Source organism: Aestuariispira insulae (assembly GCF_003385955.1).
Lineage (GTDB): Bacteria > Pseudomonadota > Alphaproteobacteria > UBA8366 > Aestuariispiraceae > Aestuariispira > Aestuariispira insulae.
Window position 1 is genome coordinate 15,406 of sequence record NZ_QRDW01000018.1, and the last position, 19,492, is coordinate 34,897.

17 protein-coding genes are annotated in these 19,492 nt (G+C 55.0%); 10 read left to right on the top strand and 7 right to left on the bottom strand.

Annotated elements, in window-relative coordinates; genetic code table 11:
• Positions 1–33 precede the first annotated feature (33 nt).
• Together DFP90_RS21585 and DFP90_RS21590 are read right to left on the bottom strand one after the other, a co-directional pair.
• A complete protein-coding gene (locus DFP90_RS21585) occupies positions 34–882 on the bottom strand; it encodes a hypothetical protein (protein WP_115939431.1) in 849 nt (282 codons plus the stop codon).
• Positions 860–1,873, bottom strand: a complete 1,014-nt coding sequence (locus tag DFP90_RS21590; RefSeq protein WP_115939433.1) for a glycosyltransferase family 4 protein — start codon at positions 1,871–1,873, stop codon at positions 860–862. Before DFP90_RS21590 ends, DFP90_RS21585 begins: the two co-directional genes overlap by 23 nt.
• Positions 1,874–2,125: 252 nt before the next feature.
• On the opposite strand from DFP90_RS21590, the gene DFP90_RS21595 reads away from it, so the two are divergent.
• The 9 genes from DFP90_RS21595 to DFP90_RS21635 all read left to right on the top strand — a co-directional run bounded on the left by DFP90_RS21595 (position 2,126) and on the right by DFP90_RS21635 (position 15,102).
• Positions 2,126–3,070, top strand: a complete 945-nt coding sequence (locus DFP90_RS21595) for an NAD-dependent epimerase/dehydratase family protein (RefSeq protein ID WP_115939435.1) — start codon at positions 2,126–2,128, stop codon at positions 3,068–3,070.
• Complete coding sequence (locus DFP90_RS21600) at positions 3,070–4,863, top strand: sugar transferase (protein ID WP_115939437.1); 1,794 nt, start codon at positions 3,070–3,072, stop codon at positions 4,861–4,863. Before DFP90_RS21595 ends, DFP90_RS21600 begins: the two co-directional genes overlap by 1 nt.
• A 193-nt stretch (positions 4,864–5,056) precedes the next feature.
• A complete protein-coding gene (locus DFP90_RS21605; protein WP_115939439.1) occupies positions 5,057–5,425 on the top strand; it encodes an STAS domain-containing protein in 369 nt (122 codons plus the stop codon).
• A gap of 2 nt (positions 5,426–5,427) precedes the next feature.
• Positions 5,428–5,823, top strand: a complete 396-nt coding sequence (locus DFP90_RS21610; RefSeq protein ID WP_115939441.1) for a hypothetical protein — start codon at positions 5,428–5,430, stop codon at positions 5,821–5,823.
• 28 nt (positions 5,824–5,851) lie between these two features.
• Entirely contained in the window at positions 5,852–7,978 is a 2,127-nt protein-coding gene (locus DFP90_RS21615; RefSeq protein WP_218044773.1) for an SLBB domain-containing protein, read from the top strand.
• Positions 7,979–7,980: 2 nt separating this feature from the next.
• Positions 7,981–8,709 carry a P-loop NTPase family protein gene (locus DFP90_RS21620; protein ID WP_115939446.1) on the top strand — a complete coding sequence of 243 codons (729 nt, stop codon included), beginning with the start codon at positions 7,981–7,983 and terminating at the stop codon, positions 8,707–8,709.
• Position 8,710: 1 nt separating this feature from the next.
• Positions 8,711–11,071, top strand: coding sequence for a hypothetical protein (locus tag DFP90_RS21625; RefSeq protein ID WP_115939448.1), 2,361 nt, complete (start codon positions 8,711–8,713; stop codon positions 11,069–11,071).
• Positions 11,010–12,218: a response regulator gene (locus DFP90_RS21630; RefSeq protein WP_181905506.1), complete on the top strand. Its 1,209-nt coding sequence runs from the start codon at positions 11,010–11,012 to the stop codon at positions 12,216–12,218. Before DFP90_RS21625 ends, DFP90_RS21630 begins: the two co-directional genes overlap by 62 nt.
• A 139-nt stretch (positions 12,219–12,357) precedes the next feature.
• Positions 12,358–15,102 (top strand): hybrid sensor histidine kinase/response regulator, encoded by a 2,745-nt coding sequence (locus DFP90_RS21635; protein WP_181905507.1) that lies wholly within the window; start codon positions 12,358–12,360, stop codon positions 15,100–15,102.
• Here the strand turns inward: DFP90_RS21635 and DFP90_RS21640 are convergent.
• The 5 genes from DFP90_RS21640 to DFP90_RS23005 all read right to left on the bottom strand — a co-directional run bounded on the left by DFP90_RS21640 (position 15,086) and on the right by DFP90_RS23005 (position 18,629).
• Positions 15,086–16,864 (bottom strand): ATP-binding response regulator, encoded by a 1,779-nt coding sequence (locus DFP90_RS21640; protein WP_115939455.1) that lies wholly within the window; start codon positions 16,862–16,864, stop codon positions 15,086–15,088. The two genes, DFP90_RS21635 and DFP90_RS21640, sit on opposite strands and share 17 nt — an antisense overlap.
• Positions 16,865–16,904: 40 nt before the next feature.
• Positions 16,905–17,315 carry a hypothetical protein gene (locus DFP90_RS21645; RefSeq protein ID WP_115939457.1) on the bottom strand — a complete coding sequence of 137 codons (411 nt, stop codon included), beginning with the start codon at positions 17,313–17,315 and terminating at the stop codon, positions 16,905–16,907.
• A gap of 5 nt (positions 17,316–17,320) precedes the next feature.
• Positions 17,321–18,103 carry a metallophosphoesterase gene (locus DFP90_RS21650; RefSeq protein WP_181905508.1) on the bottom strand — a complete coding sequence of 261 codons (783 nt, stop codon included), beginning with the start codon at positions 18,101–18,103 and terminating at the stop codon, positions 17,321–17,323.
• Positions 18,104–18,264: 161 nt separating this feature from the next.
• Positions 18,265–18,456, bottom strand: coding sequence for a hypothetical protein (locus DFP90_RS23000; RefSeq protein WP_181905509.1), 192 nt, complete (start codon positions 18,454–18,456; stop codon positions 18,265–18,267).
• 2 nt (positions 18,457–18,458) lie between these two features.
• A complete protein-coding gene (locus DFP90_RS23005) occupies positions 18,459–18,629 on the bottom strand; it encodes a hypothetical protein (protein WP_181905510.1) in 171 nt (56 codons plus the stop codon).
• Between the two features lie 506 nt (positions 18,630–19,135).
• On the opposite strand from DFP90_RS23005, the gene tnpA reads away from it, so the two are divergent.
• Positions 19,136–19,492: IS66-like element accessory protein TnpA (gene tnpA, locus DFP90_RS21655; RefSeq protein WP_147301099.1), on the top strand; the 357-nt coding region annotated here is incomplete at its 3' end.

Below are 19,492 nucleotides of genomic sequence, written 5' to 3' on the forward strand. Positions count from 1 at the left end.
AGACCCAAGGCCAGAAAGAACGGAAACCACTTTTTAAGCAGGTTTTGCATGACGGTTTCCAATCAGGATCCACAGAAAGATAATGGTGATCAGCAGTCCCTGGAATATCTGCGCGCCTGTCCCGTCATGAATGAAGCTGTAATGGGCTGGCGATAATCCCATCAAGGCCAGTCTGACGATATTAATGAACATCAGGCAAAGGGCCAGGGCGGCACCGCAGCTGAACCAGAAAGACAGAGGCCTGGAGCCTGAAGTGCGAATAACACTGAACCAGATCAACAGCCCAAAGGAGATATCCTTGAAAGAGGCGCAGCCGGTCAGGACATAAACACTATGTCCGTCGCTATTGCTGAACATATTGCTTTGGACGGTGATAGTGTCACCGAACAGGTTCAATAGACTGCCCGAAGCCCAGGCGTCGAAGGTTAAAAAACCATCCGAAAATAAGTCCAGCATGGCGACGCTGATTGGATCCCGCAGGCTGACAGCCAGGAGAATGACATACCCTGTTTCCGACCCTTGCGCGTTGCCTTTGAGTCGGAAACAGGCCCAGCCGGAAAACAGGGCGAGGGCGAACCAGGCGGTTCTGGCAAAGGGCAGCAGGCAGAGGGCCATGACAATGATTGCCACCCAAAGATCTGCCCTGGATGGTTTCAGGGCAAATGGTGATTTCAATAATTGCCAGAGTCCCAGCAGGGCTGCGAATAATGTGACGGGCTGAATGCCGAATAAATGCTGGCCGAGATTTTGGTCCACGATGTCCGGTGCCGTCAGCCAGGCCAGGAACGGTTTGGCAAAACCGTTGAGCAGGCAACCGGCGATCACCAACAGGGATAGCCGGGCGAACCCGGCATTGTCGTCAAAGTTTGAGGCCGGCATCATGATAGGCCTCGAGGATCTGGTTCATGGATTTTTCCGCCGGATAGCGGTTCGCGATGGTTTCGGCCGCCTTGCATGATAGCTCCTTCAGGGAACCTGAAGCCAAATTGGCATGCTTTTGAATGAGGGCCGCGAGATGCTTGGTATCTCCGTTCGCGGCGAGGTACCCGTTTTCTTCATGCCGGATCAATTCGGGCAGCCCTCCTACCGCAAAGGCCGCGACCGGTATGCCGCAGGCCATTGCCTCAAGGGCTGCCATCGGCAGGCCTTCCTTTCGCGACGGCATGCATAGCAGGCTGATTTCGGGCCAAAGATCATCCATATCGGAAACGGCACCACGAAAGCGCACGGTTTGACCGTATTTCTCTTGCAGCTCGTCTCGCATCGGGCCGTCGCCGATCATTTCGAACTGTATATTGGGCAGCAGGCTTGCCAATTCACAAAATCGATCCGGGCCTTTTTCTTCCGATAACCTGCCGACAAAGGCCACTTTTTGAAAGTGGGTTATTGGCGCGGTGGCCTCGGCAGGCATTGGGACAAAATTGTTGATTTTCCTAGTCTTGGGCGGAAGCTTTTTTGCAATCTCTTCACTCACCGCGATCGGTTGCGCCAGCCAGGCGGTCTTTTGGTCAATCAAACTGTAGCAGCGGACCCGACCGGTGCCCGGGTCACCAGAATGATAGGTCGAAACGACCGGAACGCCTGCGAGTCTGGCGGCAAGGCGCCCCATGAGGCCTGCCTTATAGCCGTGTGTATGGATCAATGCCGGACGATCTGTCAGCACGGACCACAGGAAATGCAGGCTGCCTCGGTATTTCCGGGCGGCCATTTTCCAACGGTTCAACTTTTTATCCATGGGGTGTGGGCCATAGTCGCGCAGGAATGATACATCCGCCCTGAAACCGCGGCGCGTCAGCTCCTTCGCCAATACAGATACGTGGGTTTCTATCCCACCCATCGATCTTGAATCCAGCAGCAAGGCAATTGGCTTCATTTCTTCCTCCTCAGGAATGTGCTGAGAGGGTCTCCGCAATATGAATGCCAAGCGGATTTGCCCCGAAAAGGGCTGAATCTGACGCAATTTGGGACAGCCTCATTTCCATTCCATCAACATGCTGTCCCAAAATGAGAATCGGTGGCGTGGCATTTTATCTGTGAAGATAGGGTATTAATACTTTTCAATAACTTATCCAGTTTGGCGAGATATTTGCGGCCGGTGTGTCCAGAACTTTTGAAAGGATTGGATATGGCACGCTATCTGGTGACAGGCGGGGCCGGCTTTATCGGCTCCCATCTCTGTGACGCGTTAAAAAAGCGCGGTGATCAATTGGTTGTTCTGGATGATCTGAGCAGCGGGAAACGATCAAATCTTCCAGTGGATACGCCCATAATTAAAGGAAGCATTCTGGAGGCAGGTATGTTGAACAAAGCCTGCCGGAAGATCGACGGCATCTTCCATCTCGCTGCCATTGCATCGGTTCAGAAATGCAACGAAGACTGGGCTGCCACCCACGCAGTGAATTGTTTCGGCACGGTGCAGGTGTTTGAACAGGCTGCGCAGCTCGGGATTCCGGTCGTTTACGCAAGTTCTGCCGCGGTGTATGGGCAGAGCGGCACCCTGCCCCTGTCGGAGGATGCGCCCCTAAACCCGACGTCAGCCTATGGGCTGGACAAGCTGACTAATGAACGTCAGGCGGCGGTTGCCGGTCACGTTCATGGTCTGAAAAGCTTTGGCTTACGGTTTTTCAATGTTTACGGCCCGCGGCAGGATCCGCATTCTCCCTATTCCGGTGTCATTTCCATCTTCAACGAAAAAATGCAGCGCGGTGAGCCGTTAACCTTGTTCGGGGATGGCACGCAAAGCCGCGATTTTATCTATGTGGCTGATATTGTCGCGATGCTTTTATGCGCCATGCGCCAAGCGTCTGTGTCTGCGCCGGTTTTCAACGCCTGCACCGGCATCTCCGAAACCCTCAACGGTTTGATCCGCATATTTGCAGACCTTTATGGGCGTGATCCGGAAATCATCCATGAAGCGGCACGGGCCGGCGATATTCGAAGATCCGTTGGCGACCCGGGCGGGTTTTCCAATAGGGCAAATATCCGCGCCCTGGTCTCGCTGGAAGAAGGGCTCGGCCGTTTCATCGAACATATGACCAATCCATCACAGAGCCTGAGGAGGGCAAGCTGATGACTGTTTTGCTTCTGATCCTGATTGCTTTGGTACTGTATCATCATGTTTTTTATCCCATGATGATGATCGGCCTGTCTGTTTTGAAACGGAAGCAGGGCAGTCCTGCCGATGAAATTCGACAGGAGCTTCCCACCGTTCATATTGTCATTCCGGCCTGCAATGAGGCCCGCCAAATCGGCAGGAAGATCAGCTCCCTTGCAGGACTGAACTATCCCAGGGAAAAACTGGCCGTTACCATCCTTGATGATGGCTCGAACGATTCCACCATTCGAACGGCCAAACAGGCTTTGCGTGAAGCTTCCAGCCTCAAAGTTGCGATTATTCCCGGGGTTCGCAACCTGGGCAAGGTCAATCGTCTGAACATGTTTTTGCCGACCGTTCAGGAAGACATCACGGTCATGACGGATGCTTCCGCCATTCTCTCGCGCGACAGTCTTCGAACAATGGCGAACCATTTCGCCAATCCGTCCGTACAGGTGGTTGCCGGTGGCTATGGTTTGCCGGAGGAAGCCGGTTTTGCCCAAAAGGTTTATTGGAAACTGCAGCAGGCCATCAAACGGGGAGAGAATGCCCTGGGCGCACTGTGCGGAGCCCATGGTGCATTTTACGGCATCCGGTCCGGTTTGTTCCGCCCTTTGCCTGATGGCACGATCAACGATGATTTCGTGATCCCGATGCAGATCCTCCTGGAGGAAGGGGGGCTTGCCGTCTATGACCCGGATATCGCCATTCAGGAAAATGCGGTGGATAGTGAAAAACAGGATATGGGACGACGTGTTCGTATTGGTGCGGGCAATCTGCAGCAGATCACCCTGCTGTCCCAGCCCTTGCTGGGCAATCTGTTTTCCAGTCATGGTTTCTGTTTTCTCTCCGGAAAAATTCTGAGGGTTCTGATGGGGCCGGCATTTTTGGCCTTGGCACTTCTACTGCCGGTGGCAGCCTTGGCTGATCCGGTCTGGCTGGTGCCTTGCCTGCTGTTTTGGCTGGGGGTTACGATTGCCGCGCTGGCAGAGACCCTGCCGGGACCGGTTGGCGCGATCGCAAGGATGGGCCGGTATTTGCTGCTGGGGCATTGGTGCTCCATGATTGGCGCGCTTCAATTTGGCCGGCTTGGCCATCAGGGCTGGACCAAGACAAAGTGGATTGATCTTCAGGGGGGGAACCTGGCGCAGCCGTTGACCTGCCGCTTGAAACGCATGGTCGATTTTCTGATCGCGCTGGTGAGCTTGGTTCTATTGCTGCCGCTGTTTCCCATGATTGCCTTGGCGATAAAACTGACCAGTCCGGGGCCTGTGATATTTGCGCAGGAACGCATCGGACGGGCGCTGCCGGACAGAACCGAGATTTTCAAAATGTATAAATTCCGTTCCATGCACCAGGATGCGGAAAAAGGCGGTAAGCCGGTTTGGGCGCAACAGAAAGATCCGCGTGTCACCACCATTGGCCGTTTTTTAAGAAAAACCCGTCTGGATGAGCTGCCGCAATTGATCAATGTGCTCAAAGGTGACATGTCCCTGATTGGCCCGCGGCCGGAACGGCCGGGTTTTTACCAGCAGCTGGACCGGGAAATACCGTTCTTCGCCGACCGGACCTATTGGGTTCGCCCGGGCATAACTGGGCTTGCCCAGACGGTTCAGGGTTATACCGAAACGGTTGAAGAGGCCCGTACCAAGGCGCTGTACGACCATGTTTATGCATTGAAAACCCACCGGGTATCGGACTGGCTGCGGACAGATTGCCAGATCGTCTGGGATACCATTGCGGTGATGGCTTTGGGGCGGGGGCGCTGATCCTCCTCACCAGCGTTCGCCCCTATGGAAGGGAGAGGTTGCAGCCTCTCCCTTCTTTTTTATGTCATTTTGACACACTGCCCCAAACTGACAGGCCCATCTTGTTTGAGGAAGTCAATAAGTCATTGTAAAATATAAATAAAATCAATGGCACTCTCCTTGCTCCTTACCTGGCAGGAAAAGGAGAAACATCATGCTGACACTCACCTATCAAACCGACACTTCTGAAAATGTTAGCCTGTCCGGCCCGTTGGATGCGGTGTCTATCTCGGCAAACCGCGACCTGGGGGCGGAACTCGCCACCCTCCAAACCGAACATATTGTGCTGGATTTGAAGGATGTCCCCTTCATGGATGCCTCTGGACTGGGTTTGCTGAGCTATCTGTTTAAACGGCTGACTGAAACCGGCCGCTCCCTGGAGCTTGCCAATGTGCAGGTCCAGCCGCTTGGGTTCCTGAACCGTCTGGGGGTTGCCTCAATTTTCGGTCTTGAAGCGATCGCGGAGACCGGTGCGCTGCCAGGCATTGCACTCGAAGAAGCTGTTCAGCAAAAGGCGGCCTGATCATGCGGGGCATTATAACAATTCTGACCCTGGCGGTGCTTTCCGCCTGTTCCAGCCCGGTATGGCCGCCAGAGCGCGGTGGTGGAATGGCGGAACGGACACCGGCCGCCAGGCATGCGGTTTTCAGCAAGGTGACAGACAGTCGCCGGGACCGTCTATTTGACCGGCTCATGGTTCTTGAGACGGCATTGGAAGCAATGATCGCCGACGGTGCGGATCGAAAGGCCCGTGCCGAAGTGAACCTGGCGCAGAAAAAGACGGTTCGGATCCGTCGCGAGATTGCTGGTCATCTTTTTGGTGAGGCTGAAAAGGATCTGATTGCCTTGAAAGAGCGCCTGAATCGCATCCGGAACCGCATTTATCCATTCAATGACCGAGATGAACCCAGGGATCTGTGACCGATCCCAAATTGTGAGGAGAACAGCCATGTGCACTGCAATGCATTGGTTCAAGAAACTGATTATCGGGATTGCCTTTGCTTGTGCAGCCTCTATCGCACAGGCGGCTCCCACGGAAAACCAGCCGCTTCAGGTTGGTGATGTGTTGAAGATTTTTCTGCCCGGTGAAGAGGCATTCGACCAGGCGTTCCAAATCCGTGCGGATGGCTCAGTCATTCTGCCGGAAGTTGGTGAGATTGACTTGGCGGGCATGCCGCTAAGTGAGGCGGAGCAGACCATTCGGGACCGGCTGTCGGTCGCTTATCGGGATCTTGGCCGTCTGGAGGTTTCCCTCTCTGACCGGCGTTTGCTGATCCAGGTTCTTGGCCTGGTGAACGAGCCGGGGGAAGTGGACCTGGCGGCGACCGCCAACATTCAAACAGCCATTCAGGTGGCTGGCGGACTGAAGCAGGGCGCGCAGCTGGACCGGCTGCAGTTGCGCCGCGGCAGTCTGGTGGTGACCTTCAATTACAAGGAATATCTTGATACCGGCGATATTGCCATTCTGCCTTCCCTGAAACCGAAGGATATCGTTTTTGTCCCGGCCTCGCCGTTGATCGGCAATGTGCAGGTGAATTTTGACGCGCAAACCCTGACCGCTGCCGGCGACGGCACGGAAGACGGCACGGCGGTCAAGGTTTTCGGGGAAGTGATCAGCCCGGGTTCTTTTGCCTATAAAACCGGGCAGTCGGTTGTTGATTTGATCATGCGGGCTGGCGGTGTGACCCGCTATGCCGGTGTTGAAAAGATCCGGGTGATGAATGGGGATGAACCGGCCCTGTTCGACCTGAAGCAGTATCTGGATACAGGGGATAAGGACAGCCTGCCGGAAATCCGACCGGGTTCGACCATATATGTCCCGATCCGGGTGGAAGAGGTCAAGTCAGGCGGTCGCACTGTTTATGTGATGGGCGAGGTGGCCAAGCCCGGTGCCTTTGAAATGACCGAAGGCGCATCCTTCTTTGATATCCTGGCCAATTCGGGCGGGCCGAATCGCTATGCCGAAACCCGCCAGCTGCGCGTGATCCGTGCCAATGGTGAGGTGGTGCCGTTTGATCTTGGCGGTTACACGGAAGGCCGGGGCACCAATCAGGTTCCGGTGATCCAGCCAGGCGACGCGATTTTCGTGCCGGAGAAGGCGGATCAGCTGGAAAAATCCTGGCTCAAGATTTCACCGGAACGCGCGATCCAGATCATCGGCCAGGTGGTGCGTCCCGGCCGGTATGAATGGTCTGACGAAATGTCCATGCTGGATCTGCTGGCCCATGCGGGCGGTCCGACACGCCAGGCGGATATGTCCAAGCTTCAAATCCTGAAAACCGGTGAAGGCAAAGCCAGCACCATTGACTTTGACCTGCAGAAATTCATCGACCATGGCGGCGCGCTTTCTGATCTGCCTGTGTTGAAAGCCGGTTATACGGTGATGATCCCGGAACTGCCGCGAGATCCGTCCGATAATAAGGCGCAATGGGTGCGTCAGGCCTCAGACCGGTCCATTTATGTCATGGGGGCTGTCGGCTCCCCCGGGCGGTATGCCTTCAATGATAATCTCCATTTCCTGGATATCATTGCGGCTGCGGACGGCCCGCGCACCGATGCGGATCTCCAGAATATCCGGGTCACCCATCGTGGCCATTCCGACAGTCGGGTCACGCCATTGAACCTTTCTCTCTATTTTGAAACAGGCGATGAAACCCTGCTGCCGCGTGTTCTGCCGGGCGATGTGATCTATGTGCCGTCCCGGAACCGGGACTGGACTGAGGTTCCGTCCGGCCAGATGGTTCGGGTGATCGGTTCTGTCGGTTCTCCCGGCCGCTACAAGTTCGATGACAGCATGACCATCCTGGATCTGCTGGCGGAAGCCGGGGGCCCTTCTGCCGATGCCTGGGCGGAAAAGATTGTCGTGGTGAATCTGGTGGAGGGCGAGCCGAAGGCACAGGCCTTTGATCTGGTGAATTTCGCACGCCAAGGGGATTTCGGTTCCCTGCCCGTGATCCGCGCGGGCGATACGGTCTATGTGCCCAGCATCGAGCAAAGCGACTGGAAGATTTTCATGAATGGTGTGCGGGACGTGGTGTCGATCACCTCTGTCTTCGCCCTGCTGGGAGGGCTTTGATCATGAGCCGCCTCCATGATGTCGCCCCGCTGCCGATCGAATATGATGAAACCGCGTCGATCTACGCAAAGACCGTGGCAAAGGATCATCGCACGATCCTGTTCACCTCCGCCGACCGTGGGGAGGGGGTTTCAACTATCGCCTACGCGATCGCCCAAAAGGCCGCAGCCAGCGGACGTCGCACTTTGTTGATGGAATTCAACACCTACCGGCCCTTTTTAAACGGAGTTCTGCAACTCCCGACAAGCGATTGGCGACTGGACCAGTTGGATATCGAACGGGATATCTTCACGGTCTCGGGCACCAAACTTTCGTTCCTGCCGGCACCGCACCGCCAGAGTTTTCCCGTGGAAACGAGAAAACCGGAAATCATTCAGGAAGCGCTGGCAAGCATGCTGGAAGACTATGATCTGGTGATCGCCGATGCCCCCTGCCTTTGCAGGCCCAATCTCAACGGTATTCCGACAAAGATGCTGGCCGCGCATTTTGCCAGCACCGTTCTTGTGGTTGCCAGCAACAAGACCTCGTCAAACCTCATAGCCCGTGCGGTGGAGCAACTGGTCGACGCGGAGATCTGCCTCGCCGGTGCCGTGCTGAATGATCAGATTTATCCATCCCTGTTCAAAGAGCTGGAACGGCAATTCTCCAAGGCGGGCGGGATCGGCCGGAAAATCTGGTCGTTGGTAGCACCCCGTCTGCGCCAGGCTTCCTTCATGACGGATAGTTTTTGAGATGGTTTATTTGAAACATCTTGGCCCGCTGGCATTTCTCATCTTGTTGCTGATTGGCCTTTGGAAATACTCCTATCCCAGTGGGACGGGGGAAGAGTTCCAAATCCTGCAGCATCAAACTTTGGCCGCGGTTTCGATCGGACCGGGCGTAGAGCTGCAGATTTCAGGCGAGAATTCAGCGGCAGTGGCCATCCCTCTTTTCATTAAAATTGAACATGCGGGATCCAACAGCTACGCGACGCGCTTTAATGCCGAGCGCTGGGTTAAGCCGGGGCGTTTTAAACTGTATTTCCCGCTCCAGGGGTTGAAGAGCAGCAATGGTGCGGCTTTCCCCGCTGATCAGCCCATCATCGTCACTCTGTTTGCAAGGGAGCATGATGCTGGGGATATTGCCTTGGCGCTGGATATAGCGGTGGCGCCGCCGTTGCCGGGCGATGTCATTGCCCTGGATTTTGGTCCTGCTGGCAGTCCGGTCTTCCCCGGCTTTGAACATATCGATGCTTCTGATCCGCGCCTCGAATGTGTGCGCAACTGTTCAGAAACCCGCCGCCCCTACAGTGACGTTTTGATCGGTGACGGTGTCAGCGGCATCGCCGGTCTGAACCTCCAGGCGAAACCGGGACGTTACCTGTTGATGATGTGGATGGAAGATACGGGCGAGTGGGAAACACTGCCCCATCATTTGGAACGCCGGATCAAAATCAATGGAGAAATCCGCGCATATGACCGGCGGACCATCGGGCAATGGCTGGCAGAACGCTATCGGAAGCTGCCGGGGGCGGAAAACACGCCTGCGGGCAGCGCCTGGATGGGTCTGGGCCGTTATCGAGGTGACCCGGTCATCCTGGACATTCAAACAAACACGGGAAGGATTGATATCGAGTTTGCCGGTGACAGGGCGGCCGCTACCCATCTTGCGGGTTTGGTGCTGGTGCCTATCGATAAACCGGGGTCACTGAAAACAATCGAATATCAGCGCCAAGAGCGTTACGACAGTCGCTGGCCGGTCATCAAAACACCCAACCGGTGGGAGGAAATCCTGCCGGAGAATAAACCATCCGGGCTTTTGGCGCGGGACGGCCTGGTGTTTTTGCATCTGCGCCTGCCTGCGACGTCGGTTGGCTTTCACCTTCATGCGCCTGCCTACAACGGGGCGCAGCTGAGCGTGGATGTTTGGCGGATCAGTGGGAGCCTGAGCAGGGTTAGTCCCAATGCAGAATTCCTTACGTTGGATTCACGGATTTTGGATCCGGTCGATCGGACGGCCGTTTTTGCGCCGGGAGATTATCTGTTGCGGTTGAGGAATGAGGACAATTTGCCTGCCGGACTGTTTCGGGGGCGGGTGACCGAGCAAGGCAAAACCGTGGTTAGTTTTGCTGTTCGGGCCGTCGATATTGATCGGCCGGCACCCTCTCATTTCATTTCGGCCTATCTGGAAGAGCTGCCGATGGCGAACCGGTTTCCGGACCAGGTGCCTGCTGAATCGCAGTGTTTCCGTAAAATCCTGCGTGATTTTCACCTCCAGGATATCGCGGTTCCTTCCAAACCGGATCAATTGCGGGCAACGGACGTGATGGCGGCGGCCATGGTTGAGGTCTCTCGCAGAACTGGGTTTACCGCTTTTTCTTATGCCCAGCCCAAGGATTTGAGACTGCTGTTTGGACAGGATGAAACCTTTGACCGTCTGGCAGCTGTGAGCCGGACCGTGGCTTCATACGGCGGACAGGTGACCTGGTCTATCGCGGATGAACCCGTGCCAGGGCAGTTCCCTGCCATCGGCATAGCGGCGACAGAAATGCGTGCTCGCAATCCGGCAATTCGTCTGGCCGGGCATCTCAATGCACCCGGCCAGCAGGCATTGATGGAACATTTCGATATCCTGATCGCCAATCAGGGCTTTGGCATTAACCGGTCCTTGTTTGACCGGGCCGGTCAAATGGGCAAGCAGGTCTGGCTTTATAACATGGACCATCCGCAACTGGCTGCCGGTCTTCAAGCCTATCTATTTGGCGCGGGGGGATATCTTCAATGGCATGCCTTCATGCCAACCGCGCATCCTTTGGATCCGACCGATGGCCGGGAAGGGGATGTCTTCCTGGTCCACCCCAGCCGCTCGGCCTGTGCAAAAGCTCCCATTCTGGACCGGCGGCTGATTGAACTGGCGCTGGCGCAGGAAGATGCCGCCTGGTTGGCGTGGCTGGAAGAAGAAGCCGCAGATGAGATCGCCGTCCTTCGTGCGCGGATGCCTGACCGTGTAGAAGGAGAATTTGAAAACTGGGTTCGATTAAAGGAGGATGCCCATGAAACCATCAGCCATATCCTTAACCGAAACGGTCTCAACGCCGGAGGCCATGATGGATAAAACCTCGATCCTGATCGTGGATGATTCTCCCTCCTCCCTGGCCCTGATGGCAGGTATGCTGGAGGATGGCTATTGCGTTGCAACCGCTCTGTCGGCAGAAGAAGCCAAGAGGCAAGTCGATGAAGGCCCCCGGTTTGACATCCTGATTTGTGATCTGATGCTGGGGGCGCAAAATGGTTTGGATCTGGCTGCTGATATCCAGGGGTTGATCCCCCATATTGCCACAATCCTGGTTACAGGCAATGCCAGTCTTGAAAGTGCGCAAGCCGCGATCCGGCAGGGAAAGGTACATCGTTATCTTAACAAAGGCGGAGAGCTTTCGGAGTTGTTGTATGCGGTGGAGGATTGTGCCCTTCTGGCACAGCGCCAAAAGATCGAGGCCGAAGTTCTGGAGCGAACTCTGACCGGTTTTGTTGCGGTGCTGTTTGAAACACTGACCAGCCAACTGCCGAATTTGAAACCCAAATGTCTTCGCCTGCAGGAACTGGTCAATCATCTGGTGGATGAATTGAAACCGGAAAAACCCTGGCAGATCCGGCTGGCCGGATCATTGCTGTGGATCGGGTTTCTGAAGGTCCCCCACGGGGTCATGGACAAGGTCAGTGTCTGTGAGCAGTTAAGTGATGAGGAGTGGCACCTGTTCAATTGCCATGCGCACTATGCCAGGGAGATGCTCCGGAAAATGCCGCAGCTTGCCGCAATTGGCGATATGGTTGAATCGGCCTTTCAGCTGGCAGGCGGCAAAGATAAAAACAGCTGCGATCGCTACGGGCCGCATATCCTCAAGTTTTGCCATGATGCTGTTTGGCTGATGGAAAAAATGCCGCCGCAGGATGCCGCAACCATTCTTATGGCATCGGGGGGGGAAGAAGGTTCCCCGATCAAACGTCAGATTGCGCGTTGCCTTGTTGATCATCTTATGGGGCAGTCTTCCGGCATGGTCTCAAACATTGTGCGCCTCAAGCGTCGCGTGTCCCTGCTGCTGCCGGGAGACAGGCTTGCGGTTGACCTAAAAACCCTGCGTGGACAATTGCTGTTGCCCAAGGGGCAGGCGCTGACTTGCAGCACCATCGATCATCTGAAATCTCTCCTCATTCAGGAACGTATTGAAGATAATATCGAAATTCTTCGGAAATCGGTTGTATGATGCATTTTGACGGCCGTTAAAAGGGGAGGTCACCGGAAAGATCGACATGGGATCAACGTCAATATTTCTTGCTCTCGCCTTGGCGGGAACTGTCATTTTCGGGTTTGGGCTTGTTTTGTCGATCGGCTGGGCCAGGAGATTGCAGGGTCGGCACAAACTGTTGGAAAGAGATATCCGGCGTTTGAAGGAAGCCCTGGAGGCGGCCCCTGATGCCTTTGTTTATTACGATGAGGATGACCATCTCGTATTTTGTAACGAGAAATACAGGCAGGCCTATCCTGAATCGGCGCAAGCGATCCGTGAAGGGGCATCATTCGAGGATATTCTTCGTTTCGGATTGGATAATAACCAATATGCAGAGGCCCGGGGCCGGGAAGAAGAATGGCTTGCCAGTCGTTTGACCATGCACCGGAACCCGCCCGGCCCGATCGAACAGAAAATGCCGGATGGCCGATGGCTCAGGATTGAAGAAAGCCGCACGGCCGAAGGGGGCGTCGTCGGATTCCGGGTCGATATCACCGAATTGAAAAAACGGGAAGTTGATCTCAAGGCCAGCCAGCATCGTTTCAAAACCATGATCGATGCCTCAATGGATGCGATCCTGGTGATTGACCATCATGGCAAGCTGATCGAATTTAATCCGGCTGCTGAACAGATTTTTGGCTATAAGCGGCGCAAGGTGATCGGCCGGGACATGGCAGAGTTGATCATTCCCGAAGAATTCAGAGAGGCCCATGCCAAAGGCATGGAGAATTATCTCAATACCGGGGTTGGGCCCGTATTGGGGCAAAGGCTCGAGCTTTCCGCGGTCCGATCCGATGGCAAAATCCTGCCGGTGGAGCTTTTTGTGGCGGAGGGGGTTCAGGATGGTCAGTCGGTATTTGTCGGCTACCTGAGGGATATCACCGAACGCGTGGAAGCCACCGGTAAACTGGAAGAGGCACTGGCCCAGGCCCAAACTGCCAATGAGGCAAAATCCACCTTCCTGGCGAATATGAGCCATGAGATCCGCACCCCGTTGAATGGCATGCTCGGCATGGCGGGTATGCTGATGAATTCAGAACTGACTCCTAAGCAGAAACATCTGCTGAAAACCGTCCGGGCCTCCGGTGATGAGCTTCTCTCGATTATCAATGGCATTCTTGATTTCTCTAAACTGGAAGCCAATCAGATCTCTCTTGAGGATAACCGTTTCAGCATCCATGAACTGTTGGAAGATGTTGTGGAGCTTTTCTGGGCGAATGCCCGTGAAAAGGGGCTTTATTTGTCTCAGTTCGCCGATGTCACTGTTCCGCCCATTCTGATCGGCGATGCGGGCCGGGTGCGGCAGGTTATCGCCAATTTGGTGGGCAATGCAGTTAAATTCACCAACAGCGGCGGCGTCAGGCTGGGCGCGGAAGTGATCGAACAGTCAAGAGAGCATTGCCTGCTCGCCATCACGGTTCAGGATACCGGGATTGGCATTGCCCGAGAAGAACACGAAAATCTGTTCGGTCGGTTTTCACAAGTGGGTGACAAAGGGCCCAGAGGACAGGGTGTGGGGCTGGGACTCGCCATCAGTCGGCAGCTCTGCCAGCTGATGCAGGGGGAATTGACCGTTGAAAGCGATCTTGGTCGTGGCGCAACCTTCACCGCCACATTGAAGCTGCAGCGTGTGCAGGAAGATCCGGTCAGTCTGGTTTTCCCGGACGAGATCATCGGGATCAGTTTTATTCTGGCTCTGCCCGAGAATCTCTATGCTGATTCGGTTCGTCAGCAGCTCAAGCCGTTTGGCGGCAGGATCGAAACCGTCGTGGATCTCGACGCGTTGGCGCAGTTATCTGAAAGAAACCAGACCGAAGATCAACCAACCATCCTGATTATTGATGACGGGCTGCTGGTGGATACTGAGGTTTCGGCCGCAACTCTGTTTTCTGGGTTACGCCGCCGTCTGGGGGATTTGAAAATTGTCCTGATTGAGGGAATGAAGGAATCTTTGGTCGATCCCGACTTGATCGACCATTGCCTGACACGGCCCGTCCGTTACCGGACAATGCTCATGCGCTTGCTGGAAATGCTGGGTCAGAACGCGTCGGCTTTGTTGCCACCGCATATGCGGACCGAAGAGGAAGAAGATGTCTGCTTTGAAGAGAGTTATCGGATCCTGGTGGCCGAAGATAACCTTACCAATCAGGAATTGGTGAAAATGATGCTGGAACAGATGGGGCATTTGGTGGACATCTGTTCTGATGGCGCAGAGGTGGTCACCTTGTGTATGGCATTTGATTATGACCTGATCCTGATGGATGTGCAGATGCCTGTTATGGATGGCTATGAAGCCACCCGGCAGATCCGGGCGCTGGATCCGCCCAAGGGACAGATCCCCATCATTGCGCTTACGGCCAATGTTTTGCGCGAACATCAGGAAAAATGCGCGGCAGCCGGCATGGATGGCTTCACGACCAAGCCGATCTCCGAAGCCAGCCTGGGTCATGCCATCAAAAAAGTGATGGATCCGGGGAAAGTCGGGGAAGAGGCCGATTTGCCGGGCCAGCACCAAGCGCCCGGCAATATTCAGGGATTACTGGATATGCAAAAAATCAACTCTATCCAGGCCAGACTCGCTCCGGATAAGTTCGAAATGATCTCTTCTATTTTTCTACAAGAACTGGGCGCGCTTAGAGAACAGTTCGCCCAAATCCCCGAAACGTCGGAACAGTTGGGCAGTCTGGCCCATCAGTTAAAGGGGGCCGCTGCAAATTTCGGTGCGCCAGCCGTTTCCGCCGCTGCCGCACGTTTGGAATTGAAGGCCGAAAATGAAGAGTTGGAGGCGTTGGATGATCTGCGGAACCAGCTCATCACCTTATGTGAGGAAACGGAAACGGCCCTTAGGAAACTGACTTGATCCTCTCTTGGCATGGCGCGGTAAGGAATTCTGTCAGTGTGGCCAGGACCGCCTGTTCGTCCAGCGGCTTGGAGAGGAACCCGCGCATGCCGGCCTCTTTGCAGCGTTGCCGGATTTCCAGTGAGACATGGGCGGTGAGGGCAATGACTGGGGGCATGTCGGCACCGAGCTTGTGCCGGAGAGCGGCCGTTGCCTCATAGCCGTCCATTCCGGGCATGCTGAGATCCATGAAGACCGCACTGAACCGGCCCTTATCACACTGTTCAATCGCGGTTGCAGCGCTGTTGAAGCATTTGACATCAAAGCCAGCTTGAACCAGCAAATCCTCGATGATGAAGAGATTGGTGGGGCTGTCATCCACCACCATGATCGTTCCACGCGTATGTGATTGCGCAGGCTTGGGCGGCAGGTTTACATCCAGCAGTTCGATAGGAAGGTGAATGGTTATCGCACCGTCAGCCAACGCGTCGCGCGACAGGCGGCCGTTTGTTTTGTGCAGGAGCTTCTCTAACAAAATCATGTCATGATTTTGTTTCTTGTCCTGATCACCAATATCGGCAAAGGCCTTAAACGGCATCAGATAGGGGTCTTCTCCAACGGTGTCATTTGAAAAAGCGTGCCCGGAAAAACGGAAGATCAATAGCGGTTTTGTTCCGGTGGAAGCGGTGACTTGGATGGGGGCGTGGCTTTCCTCTGGGGCAGACATCATTTTGATTGTTTTTGTAATGATCATGCGGATGAGGGTTCGGTCCGCATGAATATTGATATCCGGCGCTCCCTCAAAAGCCTGTGTCGGCAGATCTTCGGAAATCTCTTCCAGAAGGTCGGCCAGGCTGAAACTGCTGTGCGTCGGGCCGTTATCGGCATGGTCCAGATCCGCCAGGATCTGAAAATCCTCTAACAGTCGTTTCAGTTGAAGAGAGGATTTTGATAATTTTGAAAAATGGCTGGCCTGATTGAGCGAGTGAGGCTGATGTGTCAGGTGTCGCACGGTCCCTTCCAAAACTGCAAGCGGTGTGCGCAGTTCGTGACCGATATTGGCCACCACTTCGGACTTTGCTGTGGCCTTGATTTCCGCGTTATCCCTGTCCCGCCGCAATTTTGACGACTGGGCGCGTCGTCGGGATTCTTCGCGCAACATCTCGTTATACATTCGCGCGATCAAACCGATCTCATCACCGGACTGCCATCGCGCCAGCCTTGCAGAACCGGAATCACGGCGCGCCTTGATCACCCGGGTAATGTGCGAAAGGCCACGGCCAACGGTCATCTGGAAAATCAGGGATGTCAGCAAGAGCAGACTGAGACAGGCCAGCAGGCTGATGATTACGATCAGGCTCAGTTCCCGATAAAGCTTTTCCTCGATCCAGGCATCGGAATACCGCATTTTGAGCATGCTGCCGGTATTGCCAACGGGAAGACTGATCAGATGAGCGGAGGACAAGTTGGCCTTCGCCTGGCAATCAAGGGATGGCCAGACAATCCAAACCACGCCATTTCCCCGTTCAATCCAGAGGCAATCGACACTGCGGTTGCCGCTGAGCGATTGAAAAAGATTGCGCACGGCAGTTTCGTTTTTGTCATGGACATAGGGAGGGAGGGCTTTGCGCAGCGCATGGGCTGAGGCCGCCAGGCTGGTGATCTCTTCGGACATGCGATGCGTGCGCAGATAGTTGCCGCCGATGGTGAACCCGATAACCAGGATCAATCCGTAAATGAGACCCGAAACCAGAGCAAATTTTCCCAAAATTCCAAACCGCATTCTATCTGTCCCCAAACTGATGCAGAGTGAGCCAAAAGGCTCATTCGGAGAAGGTGCGGAAATAACCCATGATGGTTTTCCGGCTGTTCAAAATAACCTGTGTCACCTGATAACCCCGGCGATCCGCGACCAAGATGAAATCCATCTCAACGGAAGCGCCGGTTTCACTGATGAAGTCGGCGCAAAGGACATAGGCACCCTCCCGTTGCAAAATGACGGGATGAAGTTTGCTGAACTGGTAATAGTCGGGTGCGGTCTCGGTGCCGCTGAAATGCCTGTACCGGTTGCCCGCACTGTTCGAATTTGCCTCGATATGGCCCAGCAGCACCAGTTGCAACTCGGCCCGTTTCCCAACGGGAATGGAGCCCGCCAGCGCGGCGGGCATCAGCAAAAACACCAGAATCAAGCCCGGGAGCAGGTTACGAACCAATTTCAAACTGTGAACAATCATGCTTTTCAGTCCTTTCCCGTTAAAGTGATCAGGGAGACTTCCGGTTGGCAGAAAAAACGATAGGGCAGGCCTGACATGCCGGCGCCCGGACTGGTGAAGCCTGTCATGTCGCCTCTCTGCCAGCGCCCGGCATAAAGATCCTTCTCGCAATGAAGATGCGTGATCAGCGGTTTGCCGCCGGGCAGGCATATCTGGCCGCCATGGGTATGGCCGCAAAGATAAAGCCCGTATCCAGCGCGTGCGGCCCTGCTTGCCATTTCCGGTGAATGAACCAGCGCGATTGCAAAGTCGGACTGATCGGCATCCAGCGCGATATCCGCTTGCTCTGTGTAAAAACAGTTCACGTCATCCAGGCCGGTCAGCCGCAGTATTTGTCCCTTGATCGGAAGATCCACGCTTTCATTCAGCAGGATTTTGAGCCCGGTTGCCTCTAAGGGTTCCAGCATTTCGGTGCCGTCGTGATTGCCAAGGATCCCCCAGAATCCATACCGGCTTTTCACCCCGCCTATCAGCGAGCGGAAGCTTGGATAAATGCTCTCGCAAGCTCCATCGTTCCCGGCCCGGTAATCTCCGGTGAAAACGCAGAGATCCACCTCCACATCGTTGCAGATATTGATGATTGCCTGAGCCATGTCCGGATCCATGTCAAAATGCGGGTCGGTGATGTGCAGCAGGCGGAAGTTCCTAAATGCTTGCGGCAAGCGCGGAAGCTGGAAGTCATGTTGGGCCAACCGCACCCGACGACCGAAATGGCGGCCCAGCCAATCCAACCCGATCAGCCTTGCCATGGGCTGGAAAAACTCCAATAACCTGTCGAGCCTTTGGACCCCGATATTTGAACGCGGGCCAACGGGAGAATGATAAAGGTTTGAGGCGGCAATCCTGTCTCGGCACCGGCCCCATTGCATCCGATGGACCGAGTTGTTTCGGGCGTGCAGGTCAAGGGGCATTATCCTTCTCCCACAATCACGCTTTGCTGCTCTGAGCGCATGCTGAGCAGGAAAGTCAGTGTTCCCTGCCATCCCCGCTCGGCGCAAAACCGGACCGCATCATCAAGGCCGAGCGTTTCCTGCAAACCGCTGGCCAGGTCCCGCTGATATCGGCGATTGCCCAACTCGGGGGCATGTCTGTGCTTGCGCATGATCAATGCCTCCATCCCAGTTCGGCCGGAATGTCCGCGATTTCTTCCACGGAGTCGATTAATTCAGAGATGGGACCAGTGGCAGCCAGCAGACTGAACTGAGCCGAACGTTCGACCAGCATCGCCTGGAAATCAGCGAAGCTCTGATCTTCATGATGAAGGTAACCGGACATTGCTTTTCTCCTCACTGTTTGCTTAAGGAGGTCGCAATTGGCGGGCCAAGTATGAAGCTTGTTTAAGTTGTTGATCTTAAGATGTTTTGTGTGACCAGCTGACGGAGGATGGCGAAAGCCATCTCAAAATGACGCATCAATTTGCGACAGTGTATGGCTGGATCCTATGCAAAAGCGTCTGAGCAGTCTCAGGGGAACGAGGGTTTTTCAAAGAGAGTACCGGCCACCGTTCGAACGGCATTTCCAGTATTGTCACTTTGGCCAAAGCCATGCCCACAGCGGATATTAATCTGAATCGGAGGTCCGGCTATCGCAATTGGCATGGGTAATGATGGAACCACAGCGGAGTTCATGATATCCGGCGGCCATTTATTTAGATGTCACTAACTGTGAGATTCCGGGGCAACTGTGTCATCAACGTAAGCGCCCGGTAAACCCCACCTTGTAGCTGTTTGCGAATACAGTCAGGTTCAGCCACAGGTTTTCAGAGGACTGAGGGTTTGACCATGACAGATGGCAGGAAGCGCGGCCGGCAATGGAGCATGGCCGCCAAGAAGCAGATTGTGCGGGAGGCGGCCCAACCTGGTACCAGCGTCCGGGAAGTTGCAGACCTGCATGATGTTGATCCGTCCCAGATCTATGACTGGCGCAGGAAGTTTCCCGAAGCTGCCGTTGATCCTGAACCGGTGAAGGAGGATATGCCTGATTTTCTCCCCGTAGAGATCACCTCGGATCTTTCCCCTGGTGGATCCACTCCCCTTTATAATCTGTCGATCACCCTGGCTGGTGGCCACCAGGTGATGGCCGGGCGGGATGTCAGCCCGGCGCTGATGGGTGCAGTGCTGGAGATGCTGGCAAGGCGA